Annotated in this window: 15 protein-coding genes; 11 read left to right on the top strand and 4 right to left on the bottom strand. The window is 69.2% G+C overall.

Annotated features, from left to right (window positions below; genetic code table 11):
• The first annotated feature begins 332 nt into the window (after positions 1–332).
• From V5F63_RS05120 to treY, 7 genes are read left to right on the top strand one after another with little or no spacing between them, the layout of a single operon-like run.
• Complete coding sequence (locus tag V5F63_RS05120) at positions 333–3,575, top strand: maltotransferase domain-containing protein (RefSeq protein ID WP_394101772.1); 3,243 nt, start codon at positions 333–335, stop codon at positions 3,573–3,575.
• Positions 3,572–6,868, top strand: coding sequence for a maltose alpha-D-glucosyltransferase (treS, locus tag V5F63_RS05115; RefSeq protein WP_394101771.1), 3,297 nt, complete (start codon positions 3,572–3,574; stop codon positions 6,866–6,868). The genes V5F63_RS05120 and treS overlap by 4 nt, the downstream gene beginning before the upstream one ends.
• Positions 6,865–9,069: a 1,4-alpha-glucan branching protein GlgB gene (gene glgB / locus V5F63_RS05110; RefSeq protein ID WP_394101770.1), complete on the top strand. Its 2,205-nt coding sequence runs from the start codon at positions 6,865–6,867 to the stop codon at positions 9,067–9,069. The genes treS and glgB overlap by 4 nt, the downstream gene beginning before the upstream one ends.
• Complete coding sequence (gene glgX / locus V5F63_RS05105) at positions 9,069–11,171, top strand: glycogen debranching protein GlgX (protein ID WP_394101769.1); 2,103 nt, start codon at positions 9,069–9,071, stop codon at positions 11,169–11,171. The genes glgB and glgX overlap by 1 nt, the downstream gene beginning before the upstream one ends.
• Positions 11,168–12,919, top strand: a complete 1,752-nt coding sequence (treZ, locus tag V5F63_RS05100) for a malto-oligosyltrehalose trehalohydrolase (RefSeq protein ID WP_394101768.1) — start codon at positions 11,168–11,170, stop codon at positions 12,917–12,919. The genes glgX and treZ overlap by 4 nt, the downstream gene beginning before the upstream one ends.
• On the top strand, positions 12,916–14,949 hold the full coding sequence (gene malQ / locus V5F63_RS05095) for a 4-alpha-glucanotransferase (RefSeq protein ID WP_394101767.1): 2,034 nt from the start codon (positions 12,916–12,918) through the stop codon (positions 14,947–14,949). The genes treZ and malQ overlap by 4 nt, the downstream gene beginning before the upstream one ends.
• Positions 14,946–17,477: a malto-oligosyltrehalose synthase gene (gene treY / locus V5F63_RS05090; protein WP_394101766.1), complete on the top strand. Its 2,532-nt coding sequence runs from the start codon at positions 14,946–14,948 to the stop codon at positions 17,475–17,477. Before malQ ends, treY begins: the two co-directional genes overlap by 4 nt.
• A gap of 3 nt (positions 17,478–17,480) precedes the next feature.
• Here treY and V5F63_RS05085 read toward each other — a convergent pair whose 3' ends face one another.
• Both V5F63_RS05085 and arsH read right to left on the bottom strand, forming a co-directional pair.
• Positions 17,481–18,668: an MFS transporter gene (locus V5F63_RS05085; protein WP_394101765.1), complete on the bottom strand. Its 1,188-nt coding sequence runs from the start codon at positions 18,666–18,668 to the stop codon at positions 17,481–17,483.
• Positions 18,665–19,387 (bottom strand): arsenical resistance protein ArsH, encoded by a 723-nt coding sequence (gene arsH, locus V5F63_RS05080; protein WP_394029987.1) that lies wholly within the window; start codon positions 19,385–19,387, stop codon positions 18,665–18,667. Before arsH ends, V5F63_RS05085 begins: the two co-directional genes overlap by 4 nt.
• Before the next feature lie 287 nt (positions 19,388–19,674).
• On the opposite strand from arsH, the gene V5F63_RS05075 reads away from it, so the two are divergent.
• Positions 19,675–20,820 (top strand): hypothetical protein, encoded by a 1,146-nt coding sequence (locus V5F63_RS05075; protein ID WP_394029988.1) that lies wholly within the window; start codon positions 19,675–19,677, stop codon positions 20,818–20,820.
• 7 nt (positions 20,821–20,827) lie between these two features.
• Here the strand turns inward: V5F63_RS05075 and V5F63_RS05070 are convergent, their stop codons facing one another.
• Together V5F63_RS05070 and V5F63_RS05065 are read right to left on the bottom strand one after the other, a co-directional pair.
• Positions 20,828–21,952 carry a linear amide C-N hydrolase gene (locus V5F63_RS05070; RefSeq protein WP_394101764.1) on the bottom strand — a complete coding sequence of 375 codons (1,125 nt, stop codon included), beginning with the start codon at positions 21,950–21,952 and terminating at the stop codon, positions 20,828–20,830.
• Positions 21,953–22,037: 85 nt separating this feature from the next.
• Positions 22,038–22,670: a cytochrome c oxidase assembly factor Coa1 family protein gene (locus V5F63_RS05065; RefSeq protein ID WP_394029992.1), complete on the bottom strand. Its 633-nt coding sequence runs from the start codon at positions 22,668–22,670 to the stop codon at positions 22,038–22,040.
• A 230-nt stretch (positions 22,671–22,900) separates the two neighbouring features.
• Here V5F63_RS05065 and V5F63_RS05060 point away from each other — a divergent pair, with 230 nt between their 5' ends.
• The 3 genes from V5F63_RS05060 to V5F63_RS05050 all read left to right on the top strand — a co-directional run bounded on the left by V5F63_RS05060 (position 22,901) and on the right by V5F63_RS05050 (position 25,410).
• Positions 22,901–23,695 carry an SDR family NAD(P)-dependent oxidoreductase gene (locus V5F63_RS05060; protein WP_209487926.1) on the top strand — a complete coding sequence of 265 codons (795 nt, stop codon included), beginning with the start codon at positions 22,901–22,903 and terminating at the stop codon, positions 23,693–23,695.
• Between the two features lie 21 nt (positions 23,696–23,716).
• Entirely contained in the window at positions 23,717–23,869 is a 153-nt protein-coding gene (locus V5F63_RS05055; RefSeq protein WP_394101763.1) for a hypothetical protein, read from the top strand.
• A 542-nt stretch (positions 23,870–24,411) separates the two neighbouring features.
• Complete coding sequence (locus V5F63_RS05050) at positions 24,412–25,410, top strand: alpha/beta fold hydrolase (protein WP_394101791.1); 999 nt, start codon at positions 24,412–24,414, stop codon at positions 25,408–25,410.
• The last annotated feature ends 3 nt before the right edge of the window (positions 25,411–25,413 follow it).

The raw sequence follows: 25,413 nt of genomic DNA, 5'->3' as shown, positions 1-25,413 counted from the left end.
TCGTTCTCCGGCCCGATCTATGATCCGCCCCCTCGATGCGCCCCCGTGACGCGCCCCCGTGACGCGCCCCCTTGGCACGGCACGAGAGCCCGGCACGCGTGCGCACGCGCCAGCCAGCCGCCCGCTTGAGCGGGCACCGGGCAGCGACAGCGAAGCAGCCGTTTCGGGTGACGCCAGAATTTCCCATCATGGTTAACCTTGAGTTACGCGGCGAAACAAATGCGGCCCAAGATTTCCCGCGCATCCGCCAGCATTCTTGACCTTTCGGCGGAACCCCTCACTGCCCAAGACATTGTCTCCCCGCAGGCAAACGGTATCGGCGAGGGCAAGACGTGCACCATCAGGCGATGGAGGGCGAATATGGGCGCATGCCCCGGGTGTCGGACGAGACGCGGCCTCGGCTGTATCATGTGCCTGCGCGGGCGCTGCCAGACGGCGCGCCGCGGGACGCCCTTCTGAAGCGCATCGCCGCGCTCGGCTTCGACACGCTGCTCCTCGGCTGGCCCTTCCCCGTGGAGCCGCACAGCTGGTTCGCCACCCGGACGCTCGACAGCCTCGCGCAGCCCTTCGATGGTGAGACGCCGGACGCGGCTTTCGCCGATCTCGCCGAAGCGGCTGCCGCCCACGGCCTCGCATTGTTTCTCGACCTTGCCTGCACCCGCGCGGGCAATGGTGACCTTCTCGCGGTCCTGCCGGAGTGCTGGAGCGGCAATGCGCGCGAAGGCGACCCGCGCGTCTCTTCCGCCGCCGCCGGCCACACCGTGACGCTTTCCGACGATGCGGACGCCGACCGCTTCATCGCCTTCTGGTCCGGGCATCTCGACCGCTGGCGGCGCGCCGGCATCAGCGGCGTGCGCTGCCACGATGCCGGCGCGCTGCCCGCCGACATCTGGCGGCGCCTTCTCGGCCCGGCGCGCGACGCGGGACTGGTGGCGGTGGGCTGGACGCCCGGACTGCCGCGCGAGCGGGTGCGCGATCTCGCCTCCGCCTTTGATTTCGTCACCTCTTCCACCGCCTGGTGGGATGGCCGCGCACCCTGGCTGGTGGAAGAAGTCAACGCGCTGCGCCCCTACGCGCGGATGCTCGCCTTCTGCGACGATCCCTTCGGCCCGCGCCTCGCCGCGCGGGTGCCGGAAGCGACCGCGGAGGCGAGCCACCGCCTTGCGCTGGCCGCCGCCGCCCAGCTTACTGATGGCTGGCTCATGCCCATGGGCTTCGAGCACGGCGCGCGCACGCCCTTCATGGCGGCGCACGACGCTGGCGAAGACTTGGCTGGCGAAGACTTGGCTGACGAAGACTTGATCGCGGCTGAGAGCTTCGACCTTTCCGCCGAGATCGCCGCGCTCAACACGCAGTCGTTCACTGTGCGCCGCCTGCGCCAGCTCACCGCGCCCGGCGCGCCGGCGACGCTGGTCAAGGCCGATGGCCCCGGCGGCGCCCGGCTCCTCGCCTTCAATGCCGACCTGACGCAACCCGCGCCCCTGAGCGCGCGACAGACTGCGGCACGCCTCGGCCTCGCGCTCGCCGGCCCCGTCGCCGACGAACTGCCCCCCGGCGGAACGGCTGCCATGGATCTCTCCCCCACTGCCCCGATCCTCGCCCCGCGCCAGGAGGTCGCCCCCTTCATCGCCGCGCCGCGCATCGCCATCGAGCGGGTGACGCCGAGCGTGGACGGCGGCCGCTTCGCGGTAAAGCGCTGCGTGGGCGACGTGGTGACGGTGGAGGCGGACATTTTCTCCGACGGCCACGAGAAGCTCGCCGCCGAACTGCGCTGGCGCGCGGTGGACGAGAAGACGTGGCAGCGCGTGCCGATGGTGCCCACGGTGAACGACCGCTGGCAGGCGCGTTTTCCGCTTCTGCGCGTCGGCCGCTACGAATTCCTCGTGGAGGCGTGGTGGGACCATTTCGGCACCTTCCGCCGCGATCTCGGCAAGAAGCGCGAGGCCGGCCAGGCTCTCGCGGTGGAGGTTGCCGAAGGGCGAGACTTGCTTGAGACCGCGCAGGAGCGTGCGCCGAAGGCCGTGCGCAGCGAGATCCGCGATCATCTCAAGCGGCTGAAGGGCAGCGAGGCCGCCGCCGTTGATGCGCTGCTCTCGCCTGCCCTCGCCGCCGCCATGGCCGAGGCCGAGCCGCGCGCCTTCGCCACCGGCGGGCAGCAGCCCTACCCCATCGAATGCGACCGCGAGGGTGCGCAATTCGCCAGCTGGTACGAGCTGTTTCCCCGCTCCGTCACCGACGACGCCACCCGCCACGGCACGCTGCGTGACGTCATCGGGCGGCTGCCGGCCATCAGGGACATGGGCTTCGACGTGCTCTATTTCCCGCCCATCCATCCCATCGGCCGCACCCACCGCAAGGGCCGCAACAATTCGCTCAGCGCCGGCCCGGACGATCCCGGTAGCCCCTATGCGATTGGGAGCGAGGCGGGCGGGCACGAGGCGATCCATCCCGATCTGGGGAGCTTCGAGGATTTCCGCGCGCTCGTCGCGGCGGCACGGGACGAGGGGCTGGAGATCGCGCTCGACTTCGCCATCCAGTGCTCGCCAGACCATCCCTGGCTGAAGGCGCATCCGGACTGGTTCCAGTGGCGGCCGGACGGCACCATCCGCTACGCCGAGAACCCGCCGAAGAAATACGAGGACATCGTCAACGTCGACTTCTATGCCAAGGGCGCGGTGCCGGACCTCTGGCTCGCCTTGCGCGATGTGGTGGAGGGCTGGGTGCGCCTCGGCGTGCGCATCTTCCGGGTGGACAATCCCCACACCAAGCCCTTCCCCTTCTGGGAGTGGCTGATCGCCGACATCCGCAGCCGCGACCCCGGCGTGATCTTCCTCGCCGAGGCCTTCACGCGGCCGAAGCTGATGTATCGCCTGGGCAAGATCGGCTTTTCCCAGTCCTACACCTACTTCACCTGGCGCAATACGAAGGCCGAGCTGCGCGACTATCTGGAAGAGCTGAACCGTGCACCGGCGCGGGACATCTACCGCCCGCACTTCTTCGTCAACACGCCGGACATCAACCCCTATTTCCTGCAGCGCTCGGGCCGCCCCGGCTTCCTCATCCGCGCCGCGCTTGCCTCCATGCTCTCGGGCCTCTGGGGCCTCTATTCCGGCTTCGAACTGTGCGAGGCGGAGCCTGTGCCGGGGAAGGAAGAGTATCTCGACAGCGAGAAATACGAGATCCGGCCGCGAGATGACTTTGCGCCCGGCAATATCGTCGCCGAGATCACCCGCCTCAACGCCATCCGCCGCGCTTATCCGGCGCTGCAGAGCCATCTCAACGTCACCTTCTACAACGCCTTCGACGATCAGATTCTCTACTTCGGCAAACGCCTGCCCGGCGAGGACGAGATGGTGCTCGTGGCGGTGAGCCTCGATCCCCACGCACCGCGCAGCGCCGCCTTCGAAGTCCCCCTGTGGGAATTCGGCCTGCCGGACCATGCGTCCGTGGAAGTCGAGGATTTGTTGCGCGACACCCGTTTCACCTGGACCGGCAAGATGCAGAACCTTCACCTCGACCCGGCCGATTTGCCCTACGCCATCTGGCGCATCCGCCCCGTGGGAGGCGCCGCATGAACGTCCATTCCGCCCCCAGCTCCACCGCGACGGCCTCCGCCACCGAAGACGACGCGCTCTGGTACAAGGACGCGGTGATCTACCAATTGCATGTGAAGTCCTTCTTCGATGCGAATGACGACGGCATCGGCGACTTCGCGGGGCTGATATCGAAGCTCGATTACATCGCGAGCCTCGGCGTCACCTGCATCTGGCTTTTGCCCTTCTACCCCTCGCCGCGGCGGGATGACGGCTACGACATCTCCGAATACAAGAACGTCCATCCCGATTACGGGACCATGGCCGACGCGCGACGCTTCATCCGCGAGGCCCATGCGCGCGGCATGCGGGTGATCACCGAGCTGGTCATCAACCACACCAGCGACCAGCACCCCTGGTTCCAGCGCGCGCGGCAGGCGAAGCCCGGCTCGGCGCACCGCAATTTCTACGTCTGGTCCGACAATGACCACGCTTATGCCGGAACGCGCATCATTTTCCTCGACGCCGAGAAGTCGAACTGGACGTGGGACCCGGTGGCCGGCGCGTATTTCTGGCATCGTTTCTATTCCCACCAGCCCGATCTCAACTTCGACAATCCCGCCGTGCTGAAGGCGGTGCTGGGGGTGATGCGCTTCTGGCTCGATCTCGGCGTGGATGGCCTCAGGCTCGACGCCGTGCCCTATCTCGTGGAGCGCGAGGGCACCTCCAACGAGAATCTGCCCGAGACCCACGCCATCCTGAAGACGATCCGCGCGGAGCTGGACGCCGCCTATCCCGGCCGCCTGCTGCTGGCCGAGGCCAATATGTGGCCGGAGGATACGCAGCAGTATTTCGGCGAGGGCGATGAATGCCACATGGCGTTCCACTTCCCGCTCATGCCGCGCATGTACATGGCGATCGCGCAGGAAGACCGTTTTCCCATCACCGACATCATGCGCCAGACGCCGGATATTCCGGAAAACTGCCAGTGGGCCATCTTCCTGCGCAATCATGACGAGCTGACGCTGGAGATGGTCACCGACAGCGAGCGCGATTACCTCTGGAATTTCTACGCCGCCGACCGGCGCGCCCGCATCAATCTCGGCATCCGCCGCCGCCTCGCCCCCCTGCTCCAGCGCGACCGGCGCAGGGTGGAGCTGATGAAGTCGCTGCTCCTCTCCATGCCCGGCACGCCCGTGATGTATTACGGCGACGAAATCGGCATGGGCGACAACATCTTCCTCGGCGATCGCGACGGCGTGCGCACGCCCATGCAATGGTCGCCGGATCGCAATGGCGGCTTCTCCAAGGCCGACCCCGCGAGCCTCGTGCTGCCGCCCATCCAGGACCCGCTCTACGGCTTCCAGGCCATCAATGTGGAGGCGCAGAGCCGCGACACCCACTCGCTGCTCAACTGGACGCGCAAGCTCCTCTCCGTGCGCCGCGCCCATCCCGCGTTCGGGCGCGGCACGCTGCGCTTTCTCTATCCGAAGAACCGCAAAGTCTTCGCTTATCTGCGCGAACACCAGGGCGAAACGCTGTTGTGCGTCGCCAATCTGTCGCGCTCGCCGCAGGCGGTGGAGGTGGACCTCTCGGAATTTGCCGGCCGCATTCCGCTGGAGCTGCTCGGCTCCTCGCCTTTCCCGCCCATCGGCCAGCTCACCTATCTGCTCACCTTGCCGCCCTACGGCTTCTACTGGTTCCTCCTCGCCACCGACGCGCAATCGCCGGACTGGCACACACCGGCGCCCGAGGCCATGCCCGAATATCTCACCTTCGTCTTGAAGGGGGCGCCGGAGGAGATGATCACCGCCGCCCACCGCAAGAGCTTCGAGGCCGACGTGTTGCCGGCCTATCTGCCCAAGCGCCGCTGGTTCGCAGGCAAGGGCGATGCCCTCCAGTCCGCCCGCGTCGCCATGACCGCGCGCCTTGGCAAGAAGCGCGAGCGCGCCTTCGTGATGGTCGAGACCAAGCGGGCCGGCGGAACAGACCTCTACCAGATCCCGGTGGGCATCTCGTGGGACGACGAGGCCGGCCAGTCCCTGCCCCAGCAGCTCGCCTTGGCCCGCGTGCGGCGCGGGCGGCGCACCGGCTATCTCACCGATGCGTTCGCGCTGCCGGAGTTCGCCGCCGACGTGATGGAGCTCATCGCCGCCAATGGCGAGGTTCCAAGCTCGCAAGGCCGCATCGTTTTCCGCCGAACGGAGGCTTTCGATCCCGCAGCGATGCCCGAGGGTGCCCCGGTGCGGTTTCTTTCGGCGGAACAGTCCAATTCTTCTCTCATCTACGGCGACAAGGCCATTCTCAAGTTGTTCCGCCGCATCACGCCCGGCATCCATCCCGAGGCGGAGATGAGCCGGGCGCTCACGGAGCGGGGCTTCGCCAACACGGCGACGCTGCTGGGCGAGATCGTGCACGAGCCGGAGGGCGGCGCGCCGCAGGTGCTCGCGGTGCTCCAGGCCTATGTGGCCGGCGAGGGCGATGCCTGGACCTTCACCCTCTCCTTCCTCCAGCGCGCCGCCGACGAAATCGGTCACGAGGTGGACCATGAGGGCAGCCAGCAGGAAGACCTCATCGCTCCCTATCTGCGCTTCACCGAGCATCTGGGCCTGCACCTTGGCGAGATGCACCGGCTGCTCGCCGCGGACACCGAAGACCCTGCCTTCTCGCCCGAGCCCGCCGGCCGCGCGGCGCTGGACGCCTGGCGCAGCCGCATCGGCGGGCGCATCGACGCCGCGCTGAACGGGCTTGCCGACCGCCTCGACACGCTTGCCGAGCGTGACCGCGAAAAAGCGGCCTGCATCCTCGACCGGCGCGCCGCACTGACCACCGAGATCGAGCGGCTCATCGCTGCCGGCGAAGGCGCCCGGCTGCATCGCATCCACGGCGATTTCCATCTGGGACAGGTGCTGGTGGCGCAGGGCGACGCGGTCATCATCGATTTCGAGGGCGAGCCCGCTTTGCCGGTGGAGGCCCGCCGCGCCAAGGACAGCGGATGGCGGGACGTGGCCGGCATCCTGCGCTCGCTGGATTATGCCGTGCGCGCCCGCCGCCGCCCCTCGCAGGCGGCCGGCGACGCCAATTTCGGCCGCCTCGCGGATCTCTTCCAGGCACGCATCCCGCAGGCCTTGCTCGACGCCTATCGCCGGGGCGCCGGCATCGAAGCTGGCGGCGCGGAGGCGAAGCGCGACGAGGCCTTGCTGCGCCTCTTCCTCCTGGAGAAGGCGGCCTATGAGGTGACCTACGAAATGGACAATCGGCCGGACTGGCTCCCCATCGCCCTCGGCAGCCTCGCCCGCCTCGTCTCCGATCTGGCGCCGGATGCCCGCGCATGAACCACGTTCATATGAGCCGCGTGCCGCCGCTCGACCCCGCCATTCTCGATCAGCTCGCGAGCGGGCGGCTGGAAGACCCCTTCGCCGTGCTCGGCCCGCACGAGGGGCCGCACGGCCGCTTCGTGCGCGTGTTCGTGCCGGGCGCGCAGGCGGTGGCGGTGCGGCCGAAGGCGGGATCGCAGACGCTGTTTCTGGAACAGGGACCCGTCGAAGGCTTGTTCTGCGGCCCGCTGCCGGAAGGCGCCTATGCGCTGTCCATTCAGTGGGGCGAGACAACGCAGGAGACGGAGGACCCTTACGCGTTCGGCCTGCTGCTCGGCGATCTCGACCTGCATCTCTTCTCCGAAGGCCGCCACTTCCGCCTCACGGATGCGCTCGGCGCAGCGCCGGTGACGGTGGAGGGCGTTGCCGGCACGCGCTTCGCCGTGTGGGCGCCCAATGCGCGGCGCGTGAGCGTGGTGGGCGATTTCAACGGCTGGGATGGCCGCCGCCATGCCATGCGGCGGCGCGGCGCCAGCGGCGTGTTCGAAATCTTCATTCCCCGCGTTGGCCCCGGCGCGCTCTACAAATACGAGATCCTCGGGCCGGATGGCGCGCGCCTGCCGCTGAAGGCGGACCCGGTGGCGCGGGCGACGCAGCTGCCGCCTCAGACGGCCTCCGTCGTCCCCTCTCCCCGCACCCACCGCTGGCGCGACGAGGCCTTCATGGCGGCCCGCGCCGCGCGCAACGCGCCCTCAGCGCCAATCAGCATCTATGAGGTGCACGCCGGCTCGTGGCTGCGCGATCCGGCGACGGGGGAGCCGCTCTCCTGGCTCGGCCTCGCCGAGCGGCTGGTGCCTTATGTGAAGGACCTCGGCTTCACCCATGTGGAGCTGCTGCCGGTGACGGAGCATCCCTTCACCGGCTCGTGGGGCTATCAGCCCCTCGGCCTCTTCGCACCCTCCCGCCGCTTCGGCGAGCCGGAGGATTTCGCCGCCTTCGTCGATGCCTGCCACCGCGCGGACATCGGGGTCATCATCGATTTCGTGCCGGCGCATTTCCCGTCCGACGCCCACGGCCTCGCCCATTTCGACGGCACCGCGCTCTATGAGCATGCCGACCCGCGCGAGGGCTTCCATCAGGATTGGAACACGCTGATCTACAACCTCGGCCGGCGCGAGGTCTCGGGCTTCCTCATCGCTTCTGCGCTCCACTGGCTGGAGCATTTCCACGTGGACGGGCTGCGGGTGGATGCGGTCGCCTCCATGCTCTATCGCGACTACAGCCGGAAGGCCGGCGAGTGGATCCCCAACCGCTTCGGCGGGCGGGAAAATCTGGAATCCGTGGACTTCCTGCGCCACCTCAATGCGGTGGTGGCGGAGCGCTGCCCGGGCGCCATCACGCTGGCCGAGGAATCCACCGCATGGCCCGGCGTCAGCCGGCCCACCGAGGAGGGCGGCCTCGGCTTTTCCTACAAGTGGAACATGGGCTGGATGCACGACACGCTCCATTACATGGCGCGCGAGCCCATCTATCGCCGCCACCACCACGGCGAGCTGACCTTCTCCCTCGTCTACGCCTTCTCCGAGCGCTTCGTTCTGCCCCTCTCCCATGACGAGGTGGTGCACGGGAAAGGCTCGCTCATCGGCAAGATGCCGGGCGACACCTGGCAGAAGCGGGCGAACCTCAGAGCACTGCTCGGCCTCATGTGGACCCATCCCGGCAAGAAGCTGCTCTTCATGGGCGGGGAGATCGGGCAGGAGCGCGAGTGGAGCCACGACCGGGAGATCGACTGGTTCCTGCTGGATGATCCCGCCCATCGCGGCATCCAGACCCTCGTGCGCGACCTCAATCGCACCTATCGCGAATGGCCCGCGCTGCATGCGCTCGATGACCAGCCCGAGGGCTTCCGCTGGATTGTCGGCGATGACGCGGAGAACAGCGTCCTCTCCTTCCTGCGCCTCGCCCCCGATGCAGCGCCGGTGCTGGCGGTCATCAACCTCACGCCGGTGCCCCGGCAGGGCTACCGCATCGGGGTGCCCCATGCCGGCCGCTGGCGCGAGGTGCTGAACTCGGACGCCCCCCTCTATGGCGGCTCCGGCATGGGCAATTACGGCGGCGTCGAAACGCGGGACGCGCCCGCCCACGGCGAAGGCCAGAGCCTCGACCTCACACTCCCCCCCCTCTCCACCCTCCTCTTCGTACATGCGGGAGAACACTGATGGCGTGGCCGGATCGGCTTGAGAGCGGACAGCCCTATCCGCTCGGCGCGACGTGGGACGGGCTGGGGGCGAATTTCGCCGTCTTCTCCGCCAATGCGGACGGCATCGACCTCTGCCTGTTCGACCCCTCCGGCCGGCGGGAGATTGCCCGCATGCCACTGCCGGAATGCACCGACGAGGTGTGGCACGGCTATCTGCCCAACGCCCATCTGGGCCTCCTCTACGGCTTTCGCGCCCACGGCCGCTACGAGCCGGAGGACGGCCACCGCTTCAACCCGCACAAACTCTTGCTCGACCCCTATGCCCGCCAGATCGCGGGACAGGTGCAATGGTCGGATGCGCTGTTCGGCTATCGCGTCGCCTCCGGCCGGGGCGACCTCTCCTATGACCGGCGCGACAGCGCCGTGGCCATGCCCAAGGCCGTGCTGGTGGACGACAGCTTCTCCTGGGGTGACGACCGCCCGCCGCAGACGCCGTGGTCGGACACGGTGATCTATGAGGCCCATGTGCGCGGCCTCTCCATGCTGCGCGAGGACGTGCTGCCCTACCAGCGCGGCACCTTCGCCGCCCTCGCCCATCCCGCCTTCATCGAGCATGTGAAGCGCATGGGGGTGACGGCGGTGGAGCTGCTGCCCGTCCACGGCTTCGTGCAGGACCGATATCTGGTCTCACAGGGGCTCAAGAATTACTGGGGCTACAACACCCTCTCCTTCTTCGCGCCGGAGCCGCGCTATCTCTCCGCCGGCGACCGCAACGAGTTCAAGGTGGCCATCCGCCGGCTGCACGCGGCCGGGCTCGAAGTCATCCTCGACGTGGTCTACAACCACACCGCCGAGGGCAGCGAACTCGGCCCGACGCTGAGCTTCCGCGGCCTCGACAACCGCTCCTACTACCGGCTGGTGAAGGACGAGCCGCGCTACTGCATCAACGACACCGGCACCGGCAACACGCTGAACCTCTCGCACCCGCGCGTGCTGCAGATGGTGATGGATTCCCTGCGCTACTGGGTGACCCATTATCGCATCGACGGCTTCCGCTTCGATCTCGGCGTCACGCTCGGCCGCGAGGAATACGGCTTCGACCCCGGCTCCGGCTTCTTCGACGTGCTGCGGCAGGACCCGGTGCTCTCCCGCGTGAAGCTGATTTCCGAGCCCTGGGACATCGGCCCCGGCGGCTACCAGTTGGGCCACCATCCGCCGGGCTTCGCCGAGTGGAACGACCGCTTCCGCGACAATGTCCGCCGCTTCTGGCGGGGCGATGCGGGGCAGCGCGCGGAGCTGGCGGCGCGGCTGTCCGGCTCCGGCGACATCTTCGACCGCCGCGCGCGGCGCCCGTGGGCGTCGGTGAACTTCATCGCCTCCCACGACGGCTTCACGCTGAAGGACATCGTCTCCTATTCCGAGCGCCACAACGCCGCCAATGGCGAGGACAATCGCGACGGCCACTCGGGAAACTATTCCGCCAACTGGGGCGCCGAGGGCCCGACCGACAATCCCGAAATCCGCGAGCGACGCGCGCGGCTGGAGCGGGCCATGCTCGCCACCGTCTTCCTCGCCTTGGGCACGCCCATGCTGCTGGCCGGCGACGAGTTCGGCCGCACGCAGAACGGCAACAACAATGCCTATTGCCAGGACAACGAAATCTCCTGGATCGACTGGTCGCTGCTGGAGGGACCGGACGGGCAGATCCTGTCCGATTTCGTCGCCGCCCTCGCCAAGGCACGGCACGATTATCCGCTGCTGCGCTGCCGCTCCTTCCTCTATGGCGATCGCGAGCTGGCGCCCGGCATCACCGATATCGCCTGGTTCGACGAGAAGGCCGGCACGCCCTCCCCGGACGACTGGAACGCGGCGGAGGCCCGCCTCCTCACCCTGCGCCGGGCCGCCCACGGAGACGACGGCACCATCTGCGTCATGACGCTGATGCTGAACGCCACCCACGAGCCGCGCAACTTCCGCATTCCCCCGCCGACGCCGGTGATCCTGATGATCGACAGCGCCAATCCCGGCGCGCCGGAAATGCTGGTGGAGAGCGAGGAGGTGGAGGTGGCGCCCCAGTCGCTCGTTCTCTTGCGCGGGCGCATTTCCGGGGGCGGTGCATGAGCGGGGCGCGGGACGACACCACGACCGCCTTCGGCCCCATCCTCACTGTCAACGGCACGCGGTTCCGCCTGTGGGCACCGGGCGCTGACGGCATCGAGCTGGAGCTGTCCAGCGGCACGCGCCTCGCCATGGCGCCGCGCGGGGGCGGTTGGTTCGCGGTCGAGGCGCCGGTGGGGCCGGGCACGCGCTACCGCTTCCGCCTGAAGGACGGCACCGCCTTCCCCGATCCAGCGTCGCGCGCGCAGGCGGAGGACGTCCACGGCTTCAGCGTGGTCACCGATCCGGCAGCCTATCGCTGGCGCACGGACTGGCGCGGGCGGCCGTGGCACGAGGCGGTGATCCTGGAGGTTCACGCAGGCATCTGCGGCGGCTTTTCCGGCGTAGCGGAGAAGATCCCCGCATGGGCCGCTCTCGGCATAACGGCCGTGGAGCTGATGCCCATCGCGGCCTTTCCCGGCGCGCGCAACTGGGGATACGACGGTGTGCTGCCCTTCGCCCCGGCCGCCGCCTACGGCACGCCGGACGAACTGAAGGCCCTCATCGACACCGCCCATGCCCATGGCGTGATGATGCTGCTGGACGTGGTCTACAACCACTTCGGGCCGGACGGGAATTATCTCGGCCTCTTCGCCCCCGACTTCTTCCACCCGGAGCAGGCGACCCCGTGGGGGCCGGCGGTGGCGTTCGACCGGCCGGAGGTGGGCCGCTTCTTCCTCGAAAACGCGCTCATGTGGATCAAGGAGTTCCGCTTCGACGGGCTGCGGCTCGATGCTGTCCACGCCATCCTGCCGCCCGAGGCGCTCGCCGCCCTCGGCCGCGATATCCGCGCGCGCCTGCCGGCGGATCGCCATGTGCATCTTGTGCTGGAGAACGAGCACAACGACGCGGCCCTGCTGCCGCGCCCGTTCGATGCCCAGTGGAACGACGATATCCACCATTGCCTCCATGTGCTGCTGACCGGCGAGCGGGAGGCCTATTACGGCGACTTCGCCGACGCCCCGTCCGCCCGCCTCGCCCGCTGCCTCTCCGAAGGCTTCGCTTATCAGGGCGAGATGGCGCCGAACCTCGGCCGCGCACGCGGCACGCAAAGTGGCCATCTTCCGCCCACCGCCTTCGTGTCCTTCGTCCAGAACCACGACCAGATCGGCAACCGCGCCTTCGGCGAGCGGCTTCTCGCGCTGGCCGATCCCGACAGCGTGCGCGCGGCGCTGGCGCTGGTGCTGCTCGCACCGCAGATTCCCATGCTGTTCATGGGCGAGGAGATCGGTACGCGCACGCCCTTCCTCTTCTTCACGGACCATGCCGAGGGGCTCGCGGACCTCGTGCGCGAGGGCCGGCGCGCGGAATTCGCCCGCTTTTCCGCCTTCTCCGATCCGGCGCGCCGCGCCACCATCCCGGACCCGAATGCGGAGACAACCTTCACCGCCTCCATCCCCGCGCCGCCGCCCGATGCGGAGGAGTGGGAAGCGTTCGTGGAGGACATGATCGCCGCCCGCCATGCCCATGTGGTGCCGCGCCTTGAAGGCGCGGTCAGCCTCGGCGCGCAGGCCGTGTCCGAGCACGCCGTCGTCGCGCGCTGGCGCATGGGCGACGGCGTGGTGCTGACGCTGGCGGCGAACTTCGGCGCGGAGCCCTGCCCCGCCGAATTGCCCGCGGCGCTCACCCTCATCGCGTCGAGCGGCGCCGTGGACGATTTCGCCATTCCGCCGCGCGCCACCCTCGCCTTCCTCGAAAGCGAAGCTGAATGACGGCGCCCCGCCGGCCCGCCCCCTCGCCCATCGAGACACTGGCTCAGGCGGCCGGCGTCTCCATCCAATGGGCGGACGCATTCGAGCGCCCGCACCGCGTGCCTCCCGAAACGCTGGAGCGCGTGCTCACCGCTCTCGGCCACCCCTGCGGAACCGCCGCCGACATCGCGCGCGCCCTCGCCGCCCTTCAGGCACCGCCCGGCCTTCCCGGGCTGATGACCGCCGACGCGGGACGCGAGGTGGTGCTGCCGGGCATCGTGCCGTCGGTGCCCGTGGAGCTGGAAGGGGAGACGCCACGCCGCCTCATCCTGCGGCCGCATCGGGAGGGCTCCGTCTTCACCGCGCCGAAGACGCCCGGCTATCACGTGCTGCGCATCGGATCGCAGAGCGTGCGGCTCGCGGTGGCGCCCCATAGCGCGCCCTCGGTGGCGGAGCGGACGGGCCGCGCGCGGGCCTTCGGCGTGGCGGCGCAGGTCTATGGCCTGCGGGAAGCGGGGGATGGCGGCATCGGCCATCTCGGCGCCGTCGCGGCGCTGGCCGAGCGGCTGGCCGGCTTCGGCGCGCACGCGGTCGCGCTGAGCCCGCTCCACGCCCTGTTCTCCGCCGCACCCGAACGCTTCAGCCCGTATGCGCCCTCCAGCCGGCTCGCCCTCAACCCCCTCCTCGCCGACACCGCCGCGCTGTTCCCCGGACGCGGGATCGAGGATGCGCCCGAGGACGAGGACGGGTTCATCGACTGGCCCCGCGCGGCCCGGCGCAAGCTCGCGCATCTGCGCCGGCTGTTCGACACGCTGGACACCTTCCCCGACACCGCCGCGGGATTTGCCGCCTTCGCCGCCCAGCCCGGCGACGACCTCGCCCGCCATGCGCTGTTCGAGGCGCTGCATGCCGCCATGATGGCGGAGGGCCACGGCCCCGACTGGCGCCGCTGGCCGGCCCCGCTGCGCGATCCGGATGACCCGGCCGTCGCGGAGTTCGCCTCCGCACGGGTGGAGGAGGTGCGCTTCCACCTCTTCCTGCAATGGCTCGCCGGGCGGAGCCTTGCCGATGCGCAGGCCCGCGCGCGGGCGGCCGGCATGGGCATCGGCCTCATCGCGGACCTCGCCGTGGGGCTCGATCCCGCCGGCGGGCAGGCGTGGAGCCGGCCGGGCGATCTCCTCGCCGGCCTCGCCATCGGCGCACCGCCGGACCTCATCAATATCGCCGGGCAGAACTGGGGCCTCACCGCCATCTCGCCCACGGCGCTCGCGGCGCTCAATTTTGAACCGTTCCTCGCCGCCATCCGCGCGGCGCTGCGCCATGCCGGTGGGGTGCGCATCGACCACATCCTCGGCCTGCGACGCCTGTGGCTGGTGCCCGATGGCGCGGGGGCCGGAGAGGGCGCCTATCTCACCTATCCGCTTGAGGATCTGCTGCGGCTCGTCGCCATCGAGGCCCACGCCCACGGCGCCATCGCCATCGGCGAGGATCTCGGCACGGTGCCGGAAGGTCTGCGCGAGGAGATGTCGGCGCGCGGCATCCTCGGCATGCGCGTGCTGCCGTTCGAGCGCCACGCGGACGGCGGATTTCTACCGCCGCAGGAGTGGCAGCGCGAGGCAGCGGCCATGACCTCCACCCACGATCTGCCCACCATCGCCGGCTGGTGGGCGGGGCGTGACCTCCACTGGCGTGCCCGCATCGCCGCCTGCGACGTGGCCGCCGAAGCCCTCACCGCGCGCGACGGCGAGCGCGCGGCCTTAGCGGCGGCGGCGGCCGAGACGGGCATCGCGCCGACCCTCGACGATGCGGACGACGCGGTGGACGCCGCCATCGCCTATGTGGCGCAAAGCGCGTGCGACCTCGCGATCATCCCGCTGGAAGACCTCCTCGGCCTCGACGAAAGCCCCAATCTGCCGGGTACGGTGGACGAGCACCCCAACTGGCGCCGCCGCATGGCCGCGCCGGCGGGCGACCTCCTCGCCGCGCCGAAGGTGAAGGCCCGCCTCTCCCTCCTCCAGCTGACCCGCGGCGAAGGGGCCGCCGAGCAATGACCTCCGCCCTCCCCCGCGCCACCTATCGCCTGCAATTCCACAAGGGCTTCACCTTCGACGACGGCGCCGCATTGGTGCCCTATCTCGCCGACCTCGGCATCAGCCACGTCTATGCCTCGCCCATCCTAAAGGCGCGGGCGGGCTCGACCCATTGCTACGATGTGGTGGACCCGGCCCTCGTCAATCCGGAGCTCGGCGGCGAAGACGGCCTCAAGCGCCTGGTGGCCGCACTGCGCGGCCGCGGCATGGGCCTGGTGGTGGACATCGTGCCCAACCACATGGGCGTCGGCGGCGACGAGAACCCCTATTGGCTGGACGTGCTGCGCAACGGGTCGGACAGCCCCTTCGCGGCCCTGTTCGACATCGACTTCGACGCCGGCGGCGGGCGGCTGCTCGCGCCCTTCCTCGGCGCGCCCTATCACGAGGTGCTGGCCGGCAGCGATCTCAAGCTGGTGCGCGACGCCGAGGCCGGCTGGGCGGTGCGTTACTTCCACCACCTGTTCCCGCTGCGGCCGGAGGATGCCGAGGCGTTGGAGGCCGATCCCGCCGCCGCCAGCGGCCTGGCCGGGGAGGAGGCCGCCCGGCATCTCCACGCGCTGCTGGAGCGCCAGCATTATCGCCTCGCCTTCTGGCGCACGGCGCCGGACGCCATCAACTGGCGCCGCTTCTTCGACGTGACGGAGCTTGCCGCCCTCCGCGCCGACGCCCCCGGCGTATTCGAGCGCACCCACGCCACGGTGCTGGACCTTTACGCCCAGGGCCTCATCGACGGCCTGCGCGTGGACCATGTGGATGGCCTCGCCGATCCCGGTGCCTATTGCCGGCGTCTGCGGGCGGAGCTTTCGGCGCGGGAGGCGATGCGGCCGGAGCCGCTGCGCGGGCGGGCCTGGCTGGTGGTGGAGAAGATCCTTGCCGCCGGCGAAAACCTCGATCCCGGCTGGGAGGTGGACGGCACCACCGGCTACGACTTCATGGAGGAGGTGAGCCGCCTCATCCACGACGCCGACGGCTTCGCGCGCCTCGCCACCCACTGGGCCGCCCGCACCGGCCGGCCCGCCGCCTTCTCCGCCGAGGAAGAGGCGGCGCGGCGCGAGATCATCGCCCGGTCCTTCACCGCCCCGCTGGAGACCGCGGTGGATGCCCTCGCCGCCCTCGCCGCCGCCGATCTTGCCGACCGGGACCGGCCGCGCCCGGCGCTCCGGCGCTGCCTGATCGAAATCCTCGTCCACTTCCCCCGCTATCGCACCTATGCCGCCGGCACGGGCGAGACGGGAGAGGACGCGCTCCACGCGGCCATCGCGGCGGCGCGGGGCGGCGTCTTCCCCGGAGATGAATGGCACCTCGACCGGATCGGCGACTGGCTCGGCCCCCTCGCCCCGGACGCGCCCCACGCCGACCTGCGGCGCGCCGCCATCACCCGCTTCGAGCAGCTCTCCTCGCCGGTGGCCGCGAAATCGGTGGAGGATACGGCCTTCTACCGCTACGGCCCCCTGCTCTCGCGCAACGAGGTGGGCTCGAACCCCGCCACGGGCGGCGGCAGCGTCGTCGACTGGAACCGGACCGCCGTGGCGCGGGCGGACGATTGGCCCTTCGCCATGCTGGCGAGCGCCACCCACGACCACAAGCGTGGCGAGGATGTGCGCGCGCGCCTCTCCATCCTGAGCGAATGCGCGGACCTGTGGATCGCCCTCCTCGACCGCTGGCTGGCGGCGCTCAAGGAACGGGCGCCCGCAGTGGACGCGGCCGATCGCATCATGCTCTTGGAAACGCTGGTGGGCGCCTGGCCGGACGATGCCGCCGACATGGAGAGCTTCCTCGCCCGCGTCGAGGGCTGGCAGATGAAGGCGCTGCGCGAGGCCAAGCGCGCGACATCGTGGGACCGGCCGGACGAGGCGTTCGAAGCCGAGGCGCAGGGCCTCGCCCGCTTCATCCTCACCGCGCCCGAGGGGGCGGACATGCGGCGGGAAATCTCCCGCTTCGTGGATCTCCTGCGCCGGGCGGCGGAGGCGAAGGGGCTGGTGGCGTGCGTGCTCAAGCTCACCGCCCCCGGCATTCCCGACATCTATCAGGGTACGGAATTTCTCGACCTCTCGCTGGTAGACCCGGACAACCGACGCCCGGTGGATTTCGTCCGCCGCCGCGCCGCGCTCGCCGCCCCTGCTGCAAGCGCCGACGGCCGCAAGCAGTGGCTCATCCGCACGCTGCTCGGCCTTCGCGCAGCAGCACCGGAGCTGTTTCGCGGCAAATATGCTCCGCTGGAGGTGGGTGGCGCATTGCCCATGGTGGGCTTTCTGCGCACAAGCGGAGGAAAGGCGCTGCTGGCGCTCTGCCCCGTGCGGACGTTCGAGCAGGTGACGCCTGCCGGAGGTCTCGATCCGCGCGTGTGGCAGGCGATCGGCCTTGCGCTGCCGGACGGCTTCCGCTGGCGCTTCGCGCTGCCCGGGCTCTCCAGCGATCTCACCTCCGCCGCCGATCTCGCCGCCAACTCGCAATGGCCCTTCGCTGTCCTCACCGGCGACAGCGACTGAAGGCTAAACCCGCCGCCACAGCAGCGCGAGCAGCACCGCCGCCGCGAGCCACAGGGCGACCAACGCCGCGAGCACCGCGCCCGCCCCGCCGGCCGTCAGCAGCTGCGCCGCACCCAGCGGCGCCAGCGCCTGCGCCAGCAAAGCCGGGCGGGCAAGGCGGCCGGCGAGCACGGGATAGCGCTCCGCTCCCAGCACCGCTAGCGGCACCGTGCCCTTGGCGATGGAAAAGATGCCGTTACCCGCCCCGTAAGCCACCAGTGCAACCGCGACGATGGGAAAGCCGGCCGCGAGCAGCACGAGCCCGAGCCCCATCAGCGCCACCGCCCAGATCATCGTCCAGAGCGGATGATGCCGACCGCCAGACATCTGCTCGACCACGCGCGCGAGCACCTGCGATGGCCCGACGAGCGTCCCGAGCGCCACCGCTTCCGCAAGACTGAGGCCGCGCGACTGGAGTAGCGCCAGCACCTGCACCGACATGGCGGACGCAATGGTGCCGATGCAGGTGACGATGCCGCCCATGAGGAGGAAGGCGAGGCGCTCCCGCCCGCTGAGCGTCACCGGCGTGACCCGCGTCGGCCCGCCGCTTTCCTCCCGATGCGCGACCTTCGGCACGAACGCCAGCACCAGCGGCATGGAGAGGCCCAGATGCAGGCCGGCATAGACGAGGCAGGTCGCGCGCCAGCCCAGATGCGCATCGAGGAAGGCGGTGATGGGCCAGCACACCGTGCTGGCGAAGCCGCCCCATAACGTCAGCAGCGTGATCGCCCGACGCGCCCCGGCGCCATAGAGCCGGCCCAGCGCGGCAAAGGCCGCATCATAAAGGCTCGCCGCCATGCCCGCGCCGGCGATGCACCAGCCCAAAGCGAACACGATCGGCCCTTGCGCCAGCGCCAGCAGCGCGAGGCCACAGGCCAGCAGGACGCAGCCGCCCGCCAGCACCGGCCGGCCGCCGCGCGCAGCGATCAACGCGCCGACCTTCGGCGAGACGAGCCCCGCCACCAGCAGCCCCACGCAGAGACTGCCGACGATCCATTGCAGCGGCCAGCCCGTGTCCGCCGCGATCGGCCCGGCCAGCACCGTGAGCAGATAGAAGGACGAGCCCCAGGTGAGGATCTGCACCACGCCGAGCGCGGCGATGACCCCACGGCCGGCGCCGCCGGCTGCGGCCGGCGATGCGGCGGCAGTCACCGCACGGCCGAGCCGAGGGCGAGCCGCGCCTCCAGCGCCTCGGCCGCCTCCTTGCGCTCGCTGTAGCGGTCCGTGAGGTACGGGGAGATGTCGCGCGTGAGCAGCGTGAACTTCACCAGCTCCTCCATCACGTCCACCACCCGGTCGTAATAAGCCGAGGGCTTCATGCGGCCCGCCTCGTCGAACTCCTGATAGGCCTTGGCGACGGACGACTGGTTGGGGATGGTGAGCATGCGCATCCAGCGGCCGAGGATGCGCATCTGGTTCACCGCATTGAAGGATTGCGAACCGCCGCACACCTGCATCACGGCGAGCGTGCGCCCCTGCGTGGGGCGGATGGCGCCTAGCGCGAGGGGGATCCAGTCGATCTGCGCCTTCATCACCGCGCTCATGGCGCCGTGCCGCTCCGGGCTGCACCACACCTGCCCCTCCGACCACAGGGCGAGTTCGCGCAGCTCCGCCACCTTGGGGTGGTCCACCGGGGCGCCATCGGGCAAGGGCAGGCCATCCGCGTGATAGACCCGCGTTTCCGCCCCCAGCCGGTTCAGCAGACGCTCGGCCTCCAGCGTCAGCAGGCGGGAGTAGGAGCGCTCGCGCAGCGAGCCATAGAGCAACAGGATGCGCGGGGGGTGACGGGAGGGCGCGGCCGGGATGAGCCGGTCGGGGGCCGGAACGTGGAACAGGGCTTCGTTCACGTTGGGGAGGATGTCGTCGGTCACGGATGCGCCTCACCTGATCTCGTTGGCCGCTCTCATAGCAGGGCGCGGCGCGGCTCACACCCACCATCATCCCGGGACGGGAGGATCGCGTGCCTGCCCCCGGCTTGAGCACGGACAAGTCAAAATATAAGCAAAAGAGCAGATGTTGCGCACGAATACCCGGCATCGCGTTCAACTTCGCGCCAGCCCCGCGCGGTCTAAACTATTCGATTGACGCAGCAGAGCCTGGATTGAATATAAGCGACGACATCACAACCACGCATCCGCCTCGCGCCCGGGAGATTGCTATGGGTCTTCAGTCCATGGGTGATTTCAAATGGCCCGGCCTCATGCAGCCGGATGGCGCGGCCATCGCCCTCAATCGCGCCGATTTCATCGCGATCGATCGCTACAAGGACATCAGCTACGATCCGGTGTACCGGCCGCAGGCGCTCTATCACCGCGCGCTGGAAGGGCTCCACGCCAACAATGGCGCTTTTCTTTTGCAGGAGGTGGCCACCAACCTGCCCATCTACCGGGACGACACGGGGCCGACCGACTTCCACCTGCACCTGCCGCCCGGCGGCTTCCAGCTGGTGCTCGTCACCTCCGGCATGTTCACCTTCGACTATGACGGCAAGCTCCATTACGTGGGGCCGGGCGCGGTGATGCTGCAGAGCGCCATCGTGCATCGCCAGCTCTTCTACACCTGGTCCGGCCTCTCCACGGAAGAGAATCTGAAGACACCGCAGACCGTGGTGCCGGACCCGCTCTGCATGGGCTATTCGGGCAAGTTCCTCGAAGCCTTCATCACCGATCCCTCCACCTTCCCGAACCCCACGGTGGTCGGCCCCGACAAGATCCGCGAGGACGAGACCCCCCGCACCGCCTGGAAGCATCCGCTGCACAACCGCCCGGCCGGCGCGGGCTTCTGGGTCCAGGATCCGCTCGCCCTCGACGCCCTCTTCCGCCTTTATCCCGCCGACGCGCTCGGCCCGGTGGCCTCGGCCATGCCGGTGCATGTGCGTGACCTCGGCATCGAGGCACCGAGCGGCAGCCTCGTCACCGGCCACATCATCGCCACCGATCCGCGCGGCGGCGCGGTGCTGCCCAAGTCCGCCATGGCGGCCGACGCGGAGGGGCTCGCGAAGGGCGAAGTCGTGGTCTACCGCATCATCCGCGGCACCGCCGGCTTCGTCGACGGCGCGGGCAAGACGATCGAACTGGGCACGGGCGATACGGTGACCGCCGGCAAGGGCGCCATCCGGCTCACGGATGTCGGCGACGACACGCAGATCCTCCGGCTCGGCCTGCTCAACGGCTTCGATGCGCTGAAGATGTGGACGCCCGGCCAGCGCGACGAGATCGACGCCCTCGCCGGCCGGATCATCACCCGTGCCGACCTGCGCAGCGACCGCCTCGCCGGCAGCCCGGTGGGCTACCTCTACGAATAGGCTCGCCTCATCCGGCTTCCGCTTTCGCTGCCGCCTTCAGCGATCCGGTCGCGTCCGCCGGCAGCGCCGACAGGCGGCTCAGGGGAAGCGCGAGCGGCTGCGCCGCATCCCGGAGCGCGGCGAGGTCGAAGCGGGTGAAGTTCATGCCGGCATAGTCGCGCACGAAGAACAGCAGCCGACCGAGGTCGGAGAGGCTGGTCCAGGAGGTGAATTCGGTCGCGTAGGGCCGCGCGGCGTCCTCCTTCAGCCCCGCCACCTCCATGTGGCCGCCGCCTTCGCTGGGATAGTCGATGGACACGCCGCGCGGCCGGTCGAAGGTGTTCATCACATGGGCGAGCGCGTTCACCGCCCCATCGGGCGTGTCCGCCTTCTCGGCGAACTCGGCGTAATAAACCGCCCGCACGAACCGCCCCACCGACGTGCTGGAGGATGGCAGCCCCGCCGTGGCGATGCCGGAATCAGGCTGGCGCGCCGCGTAGCCGCCGAAGGTCGCCGCAGGACGGTCGACATTGCTGAGGAAGGTGTAATTGTCGAGATTGGTCAGGTGCCAGTCGAAGCGGGGGCCGTTGGTCATCACCCGCACGGGGTTGTCGTAGAGCTGCATCTCGCCCTTGTGGAACTCGATCACCAGCGAGGCGCCCGCGGCGTCGTTCACCACATAATGGAAGGGCGAGACCGCCCCCTGCAGCAGCGCCAGCGCCTCCAGCACCACCGGCTGCGCGGCGAGGGCCGCCTTCACCTCCGCCACGCTCGCGAACCGGCCGAGCACCCAGCTGCCGAGATCGGAGGCGGCGAGCACGGCGCGCGTCATCTCCACCCCCTGCGCGCGGCCGGCGGCGGCGGGATAGGACAGGAGGCTGAAGGTGAGGCCCTTGTCGTTCAGGCCCTCGATGACCTTGAGATCCGCCATGCCGAGCGGCGCCTCTGGCGTGGGCACGCGCCAGGGCATGGTGATGGCGAGGAAGGCATGGTCGACCGCATAGGCGAGCGCCGGATGGCCGGGCGCCTGCGAGGTCACGGGGAAACCGGCCGGGAACCAGGCGACCTCGTAAGGCAGATCCATCGTCAGCTCGAGCGTGCGGCCGAGATAGGACCGCCCCGCGGCATCACCATAGACGAGCGCTGTGCACATGCCGGCTTTCCCCTGCGAAACCCCGCGCTTGGTCGCACACTTCCGGCCTTCCGCAAAGGCCGCGATCCCGCCCCCTCCGCGCCGCTCAGGCGCCGATGCCCCCCGGCCGGCCGTTGCGGATGAGGACGATGGGCGTCTGCCGGCCATCCACGGTGACGACAAGCTGCCGGATGGTCCAGCGGTTGCCCTCGCGGGTTGCCTGGGCGATGGCTTTCCCCGCTCCCTTGTCCCCATGAATGGGGATGCTGTAGCTCGCGGAGCCGCCGCCATTGCCATCGACCGTCACCTGCCCGAACACCCAGAAGCCGTCCTGGATGTTCGCGCCGAGCGCGCTGACGACCTGCGGGTCGGACTGCACCGCCTTCATGGTCTGCGCGTAGGCGTCGGTATTCTTCAGGATGCCCGGCATGGTGTAGAACATCGTGCCGAATCCGCCCACCACGACGAGCCAGACGACGAGGCCGGCGATGCCCCAGGCGCGCTGTGTGCGGCGGAACTGGTCGGGGCTGCGCCATGTGCGATTGCGCCAGGCCCAGCGGCTGCCCCTGAAGCCCAGAACGATCATCATGACCAGGTTGACGAGCGGGATGAGCGCGAGCAGCGCGATCCAGGTGGAATTGCCGATGCCCCAGATCCAGTTGAGGAAGAAGGCGCCCCAGTTCCAGCGGTCGAGCTCGGGCGGGATTTCCGCTGGGTCATTCAGGGCTTCGTTGGTCATCGTGGCGATCTCCTCGCCGCACGATGGCGTGTTTCGGAGCGCCGAGGCAAGTGTGAGTTGAGCGGCGTGCCGACGCGGGCCTGAAACCCATCATCGGCTATATGGTCGCGCTGGTCGCAGGGCTGCGCCGGTCATCGCCGAGCAGTGGATCTCGACGGGTTTCGTCTAGAACATGCGCGACGTCCCGCGACGGCGCTTCGCGCTTCAACGCACATTCCAGGACTTTCGAGATGAGCAACCGCCTTGAAGGCAAGATCGCGATCGTGTTCGGCGCCGGGTCTGTCGGGCCGGGCTGGGGCAACGGCAAGGCGACGGCGGTGACCTTCGCCCGCAACGGCGCCCACGTGGTGTGCGTGGACGTGAACCCGGCCGCCGCCGAGGCGACACTGGAGATCATCGCCGCCGAGGGCGGCGCCGCCTCCGCCTTCGCCTGCGACGTGACCAGTTCCGATGCCGTGGCCGATGTTGTGGCGCAGGTCATGGCGGCCCACGGGCGCATCGACGTGCTGCACAACAATGTGGGCTACGCCACCATGGGCGGCCCCATCGAGCTGGACGAGGCGGCCTGGCACCGCACCATCGACCTCAACCTCACCGGCTGCTTCCTCACCTGCAAGCACGTGCTCCCGCACATGCTGGCGCGCCGCTCCGGCGCCATCGTCAACGTCTCGTCCATCGCGGCGGTGCGCTACACGGGCTATCCCTACATCGCCTATTACGCGGCGAAGGCGGCGGTGAACAACTTCACCATGGGCCTTGCCCTTCAATATGCGAAGGACGGCATCCGCGTGAACGCGATCATGCCTGGCCTCATGAACACACCGCTGATCTTCCAGCAGATTTCCGGCCAGTACGCCGATGCCGAGGCGATGGTCGCGGCGCGCGACGCCGCCTGCCCCACCGGCAAGATGGGAACCGCCTGGGATATCGCCAACGCCGCCCTTTTCCTCGCCTCCGACGAGGCTGGCTACATCACCGGCGTCAGCCTGCCGGTGGATGGCGGCCTGTCCTGCCGCGCCGGCTGACACGCGGCGGCCCTGCGCGGCGTGCTGGTGGAAAAGCGGCTTGTCTTCAAGACGGTTGATCCCCTGCCCGTCCGCGACGTGCTCAGCACGTCCGGCTTCTGTGCGGACTGGCGGGCGAAGTTCGGCGACAAGGCATGGGATCTGCTGGAACAGGCTACCGGCAAGCTGAGCTGAAGATCAGCGACACGAGCCCTCCGCCAACTGCAGCCGGGCTTCTGTGCCCCTGATGGGACCTCCACGCCGTTCAGCGGCAGCGGCACCAGTAAAGACACCGGCCGGCTTCGCGCCGGCCCGTGTCTGGTGTCAGCGGCTACCTGAAGAAGAGGAAGAGAAGGATGATGATCGGGATCGGAACGCCCAGCAGCCACAGTAGAATGCCTCGGCCCATGATGACCTCCTGTTTCGATGTGAGATGAACCGCGCAGCAGGCTTGGGTGTTCCCGGCGACAGCGGCAATCAGGCGGGCCACAGCGAAGATCAGGGACCCTAACTCCATCGTGCAGCGAAGCACGGCCTGTGCCGCATCCTCGAAACGCGCGACAGCCCCGTCGCGCAACAATCGCTGGCGCAGCAGAAAAGTAAAAGAACGTACCCAGGAAACGCGCGGAATACTGACGCGTCGCGTTTATCGGCAGGAACATCGCCGGACGGGGGGCGTTTGCTGCCGACTACAACATTTTTCGATTCACAGAGGCATCGACCATGCCTTGCATGGAGTGCTCGCCTTGTTCTCTCGTCTTTCCAACCGGCAGATCACCCTTGCCTCCCTGGTCGCGGCCGGTGTCGCAGCCGCTGTCGCCAATGCCCTGATCGCGCGGGACACGGAGCGGCTGAACCCTCCCTCTGGAACGTTCATCGATGTGGATGGCGTGCGCCTTCATTACGTGGAGCGCGGCTTCGGCGAGCCTCTGGTATTGCTGCACGGCAATGGCGTGACCCTCGACGATCTCGATGCAAGCGGTCTGATGGCGGCTGCCGCCACCAGATATCGGGTCATCGCCTTCGATCGTCCCGGCTTCGGACACAGCTCGCGCCCGCGAACCACCGTCTGGACAGCGGCCGCGCAGGCAGAACTCCTCCGCAAGGCGCTGCTTCAGCTCGGGGTTTCGCGCTGTCTTCTGTTTGGCCATTCATGGGGCGCCTGCGTCGCAGTACGACTGGCTTCGGACCATCCTGAGGCGGTGTCGGGTCTGGTGCTGGCGTCCGGCTATTACTTCCCGGATTTCCGCGCCGATGCGGTCGCGCTCGGCGGACCAGCCATTCCCGTTGTCGGCGACGTGCTCCGCTACACGGTTTCGCCGCTCCTTGCCCGGCTCACCTGGCGCCAGATGCTCCGAAACCTCTTCGCCCCGGCGAAAATTCCGGCGAAGTTCCGGGCCTTTCCACGGGACATGGCACTGCGCCCCTCCCAGCTACGCGCCGCCGCAGCCGAATCGATGCTGATGATTCCTGCGGCCTACAGCGCCAGCGAAAGGTATGGAGCGCTCACGATGCCGGTCGCCCTCGTCGCCGGCGAAGGCGATCGGGTGGTGGACATCGACAAGCAGTCTCGCCGCCTGCATGACCTGATCGCGGGCAGCTCGCTCAGGCGGGTCAAGGCCGGCGGTCACATGGTGCACCACACCGCGACGGCCGAAGTCATGTCCGCCATCGAAGAGGTCGCCAATGCCGCCCGCGACGCGGGCGAACGCTTGGCTCCGAGGTCGCGCGCGTGACAG

This window comes from Xanthobacter wiegelii, from assembly GCF_043193855.2.
In the GTDB taxonomy this organism is placed as follows: domain Bacteria; phylum Pseudomonadota; class Alphaproteobacteria; order Rhizobiales; family Xanthobacteraceae; genus Xanthobacter; species Xanthobacter flavus_A.
Note: the sequence above shows the minus strand (reverse complement) of the source record. Positions and strands in the feature narration are given on the sequence as shown.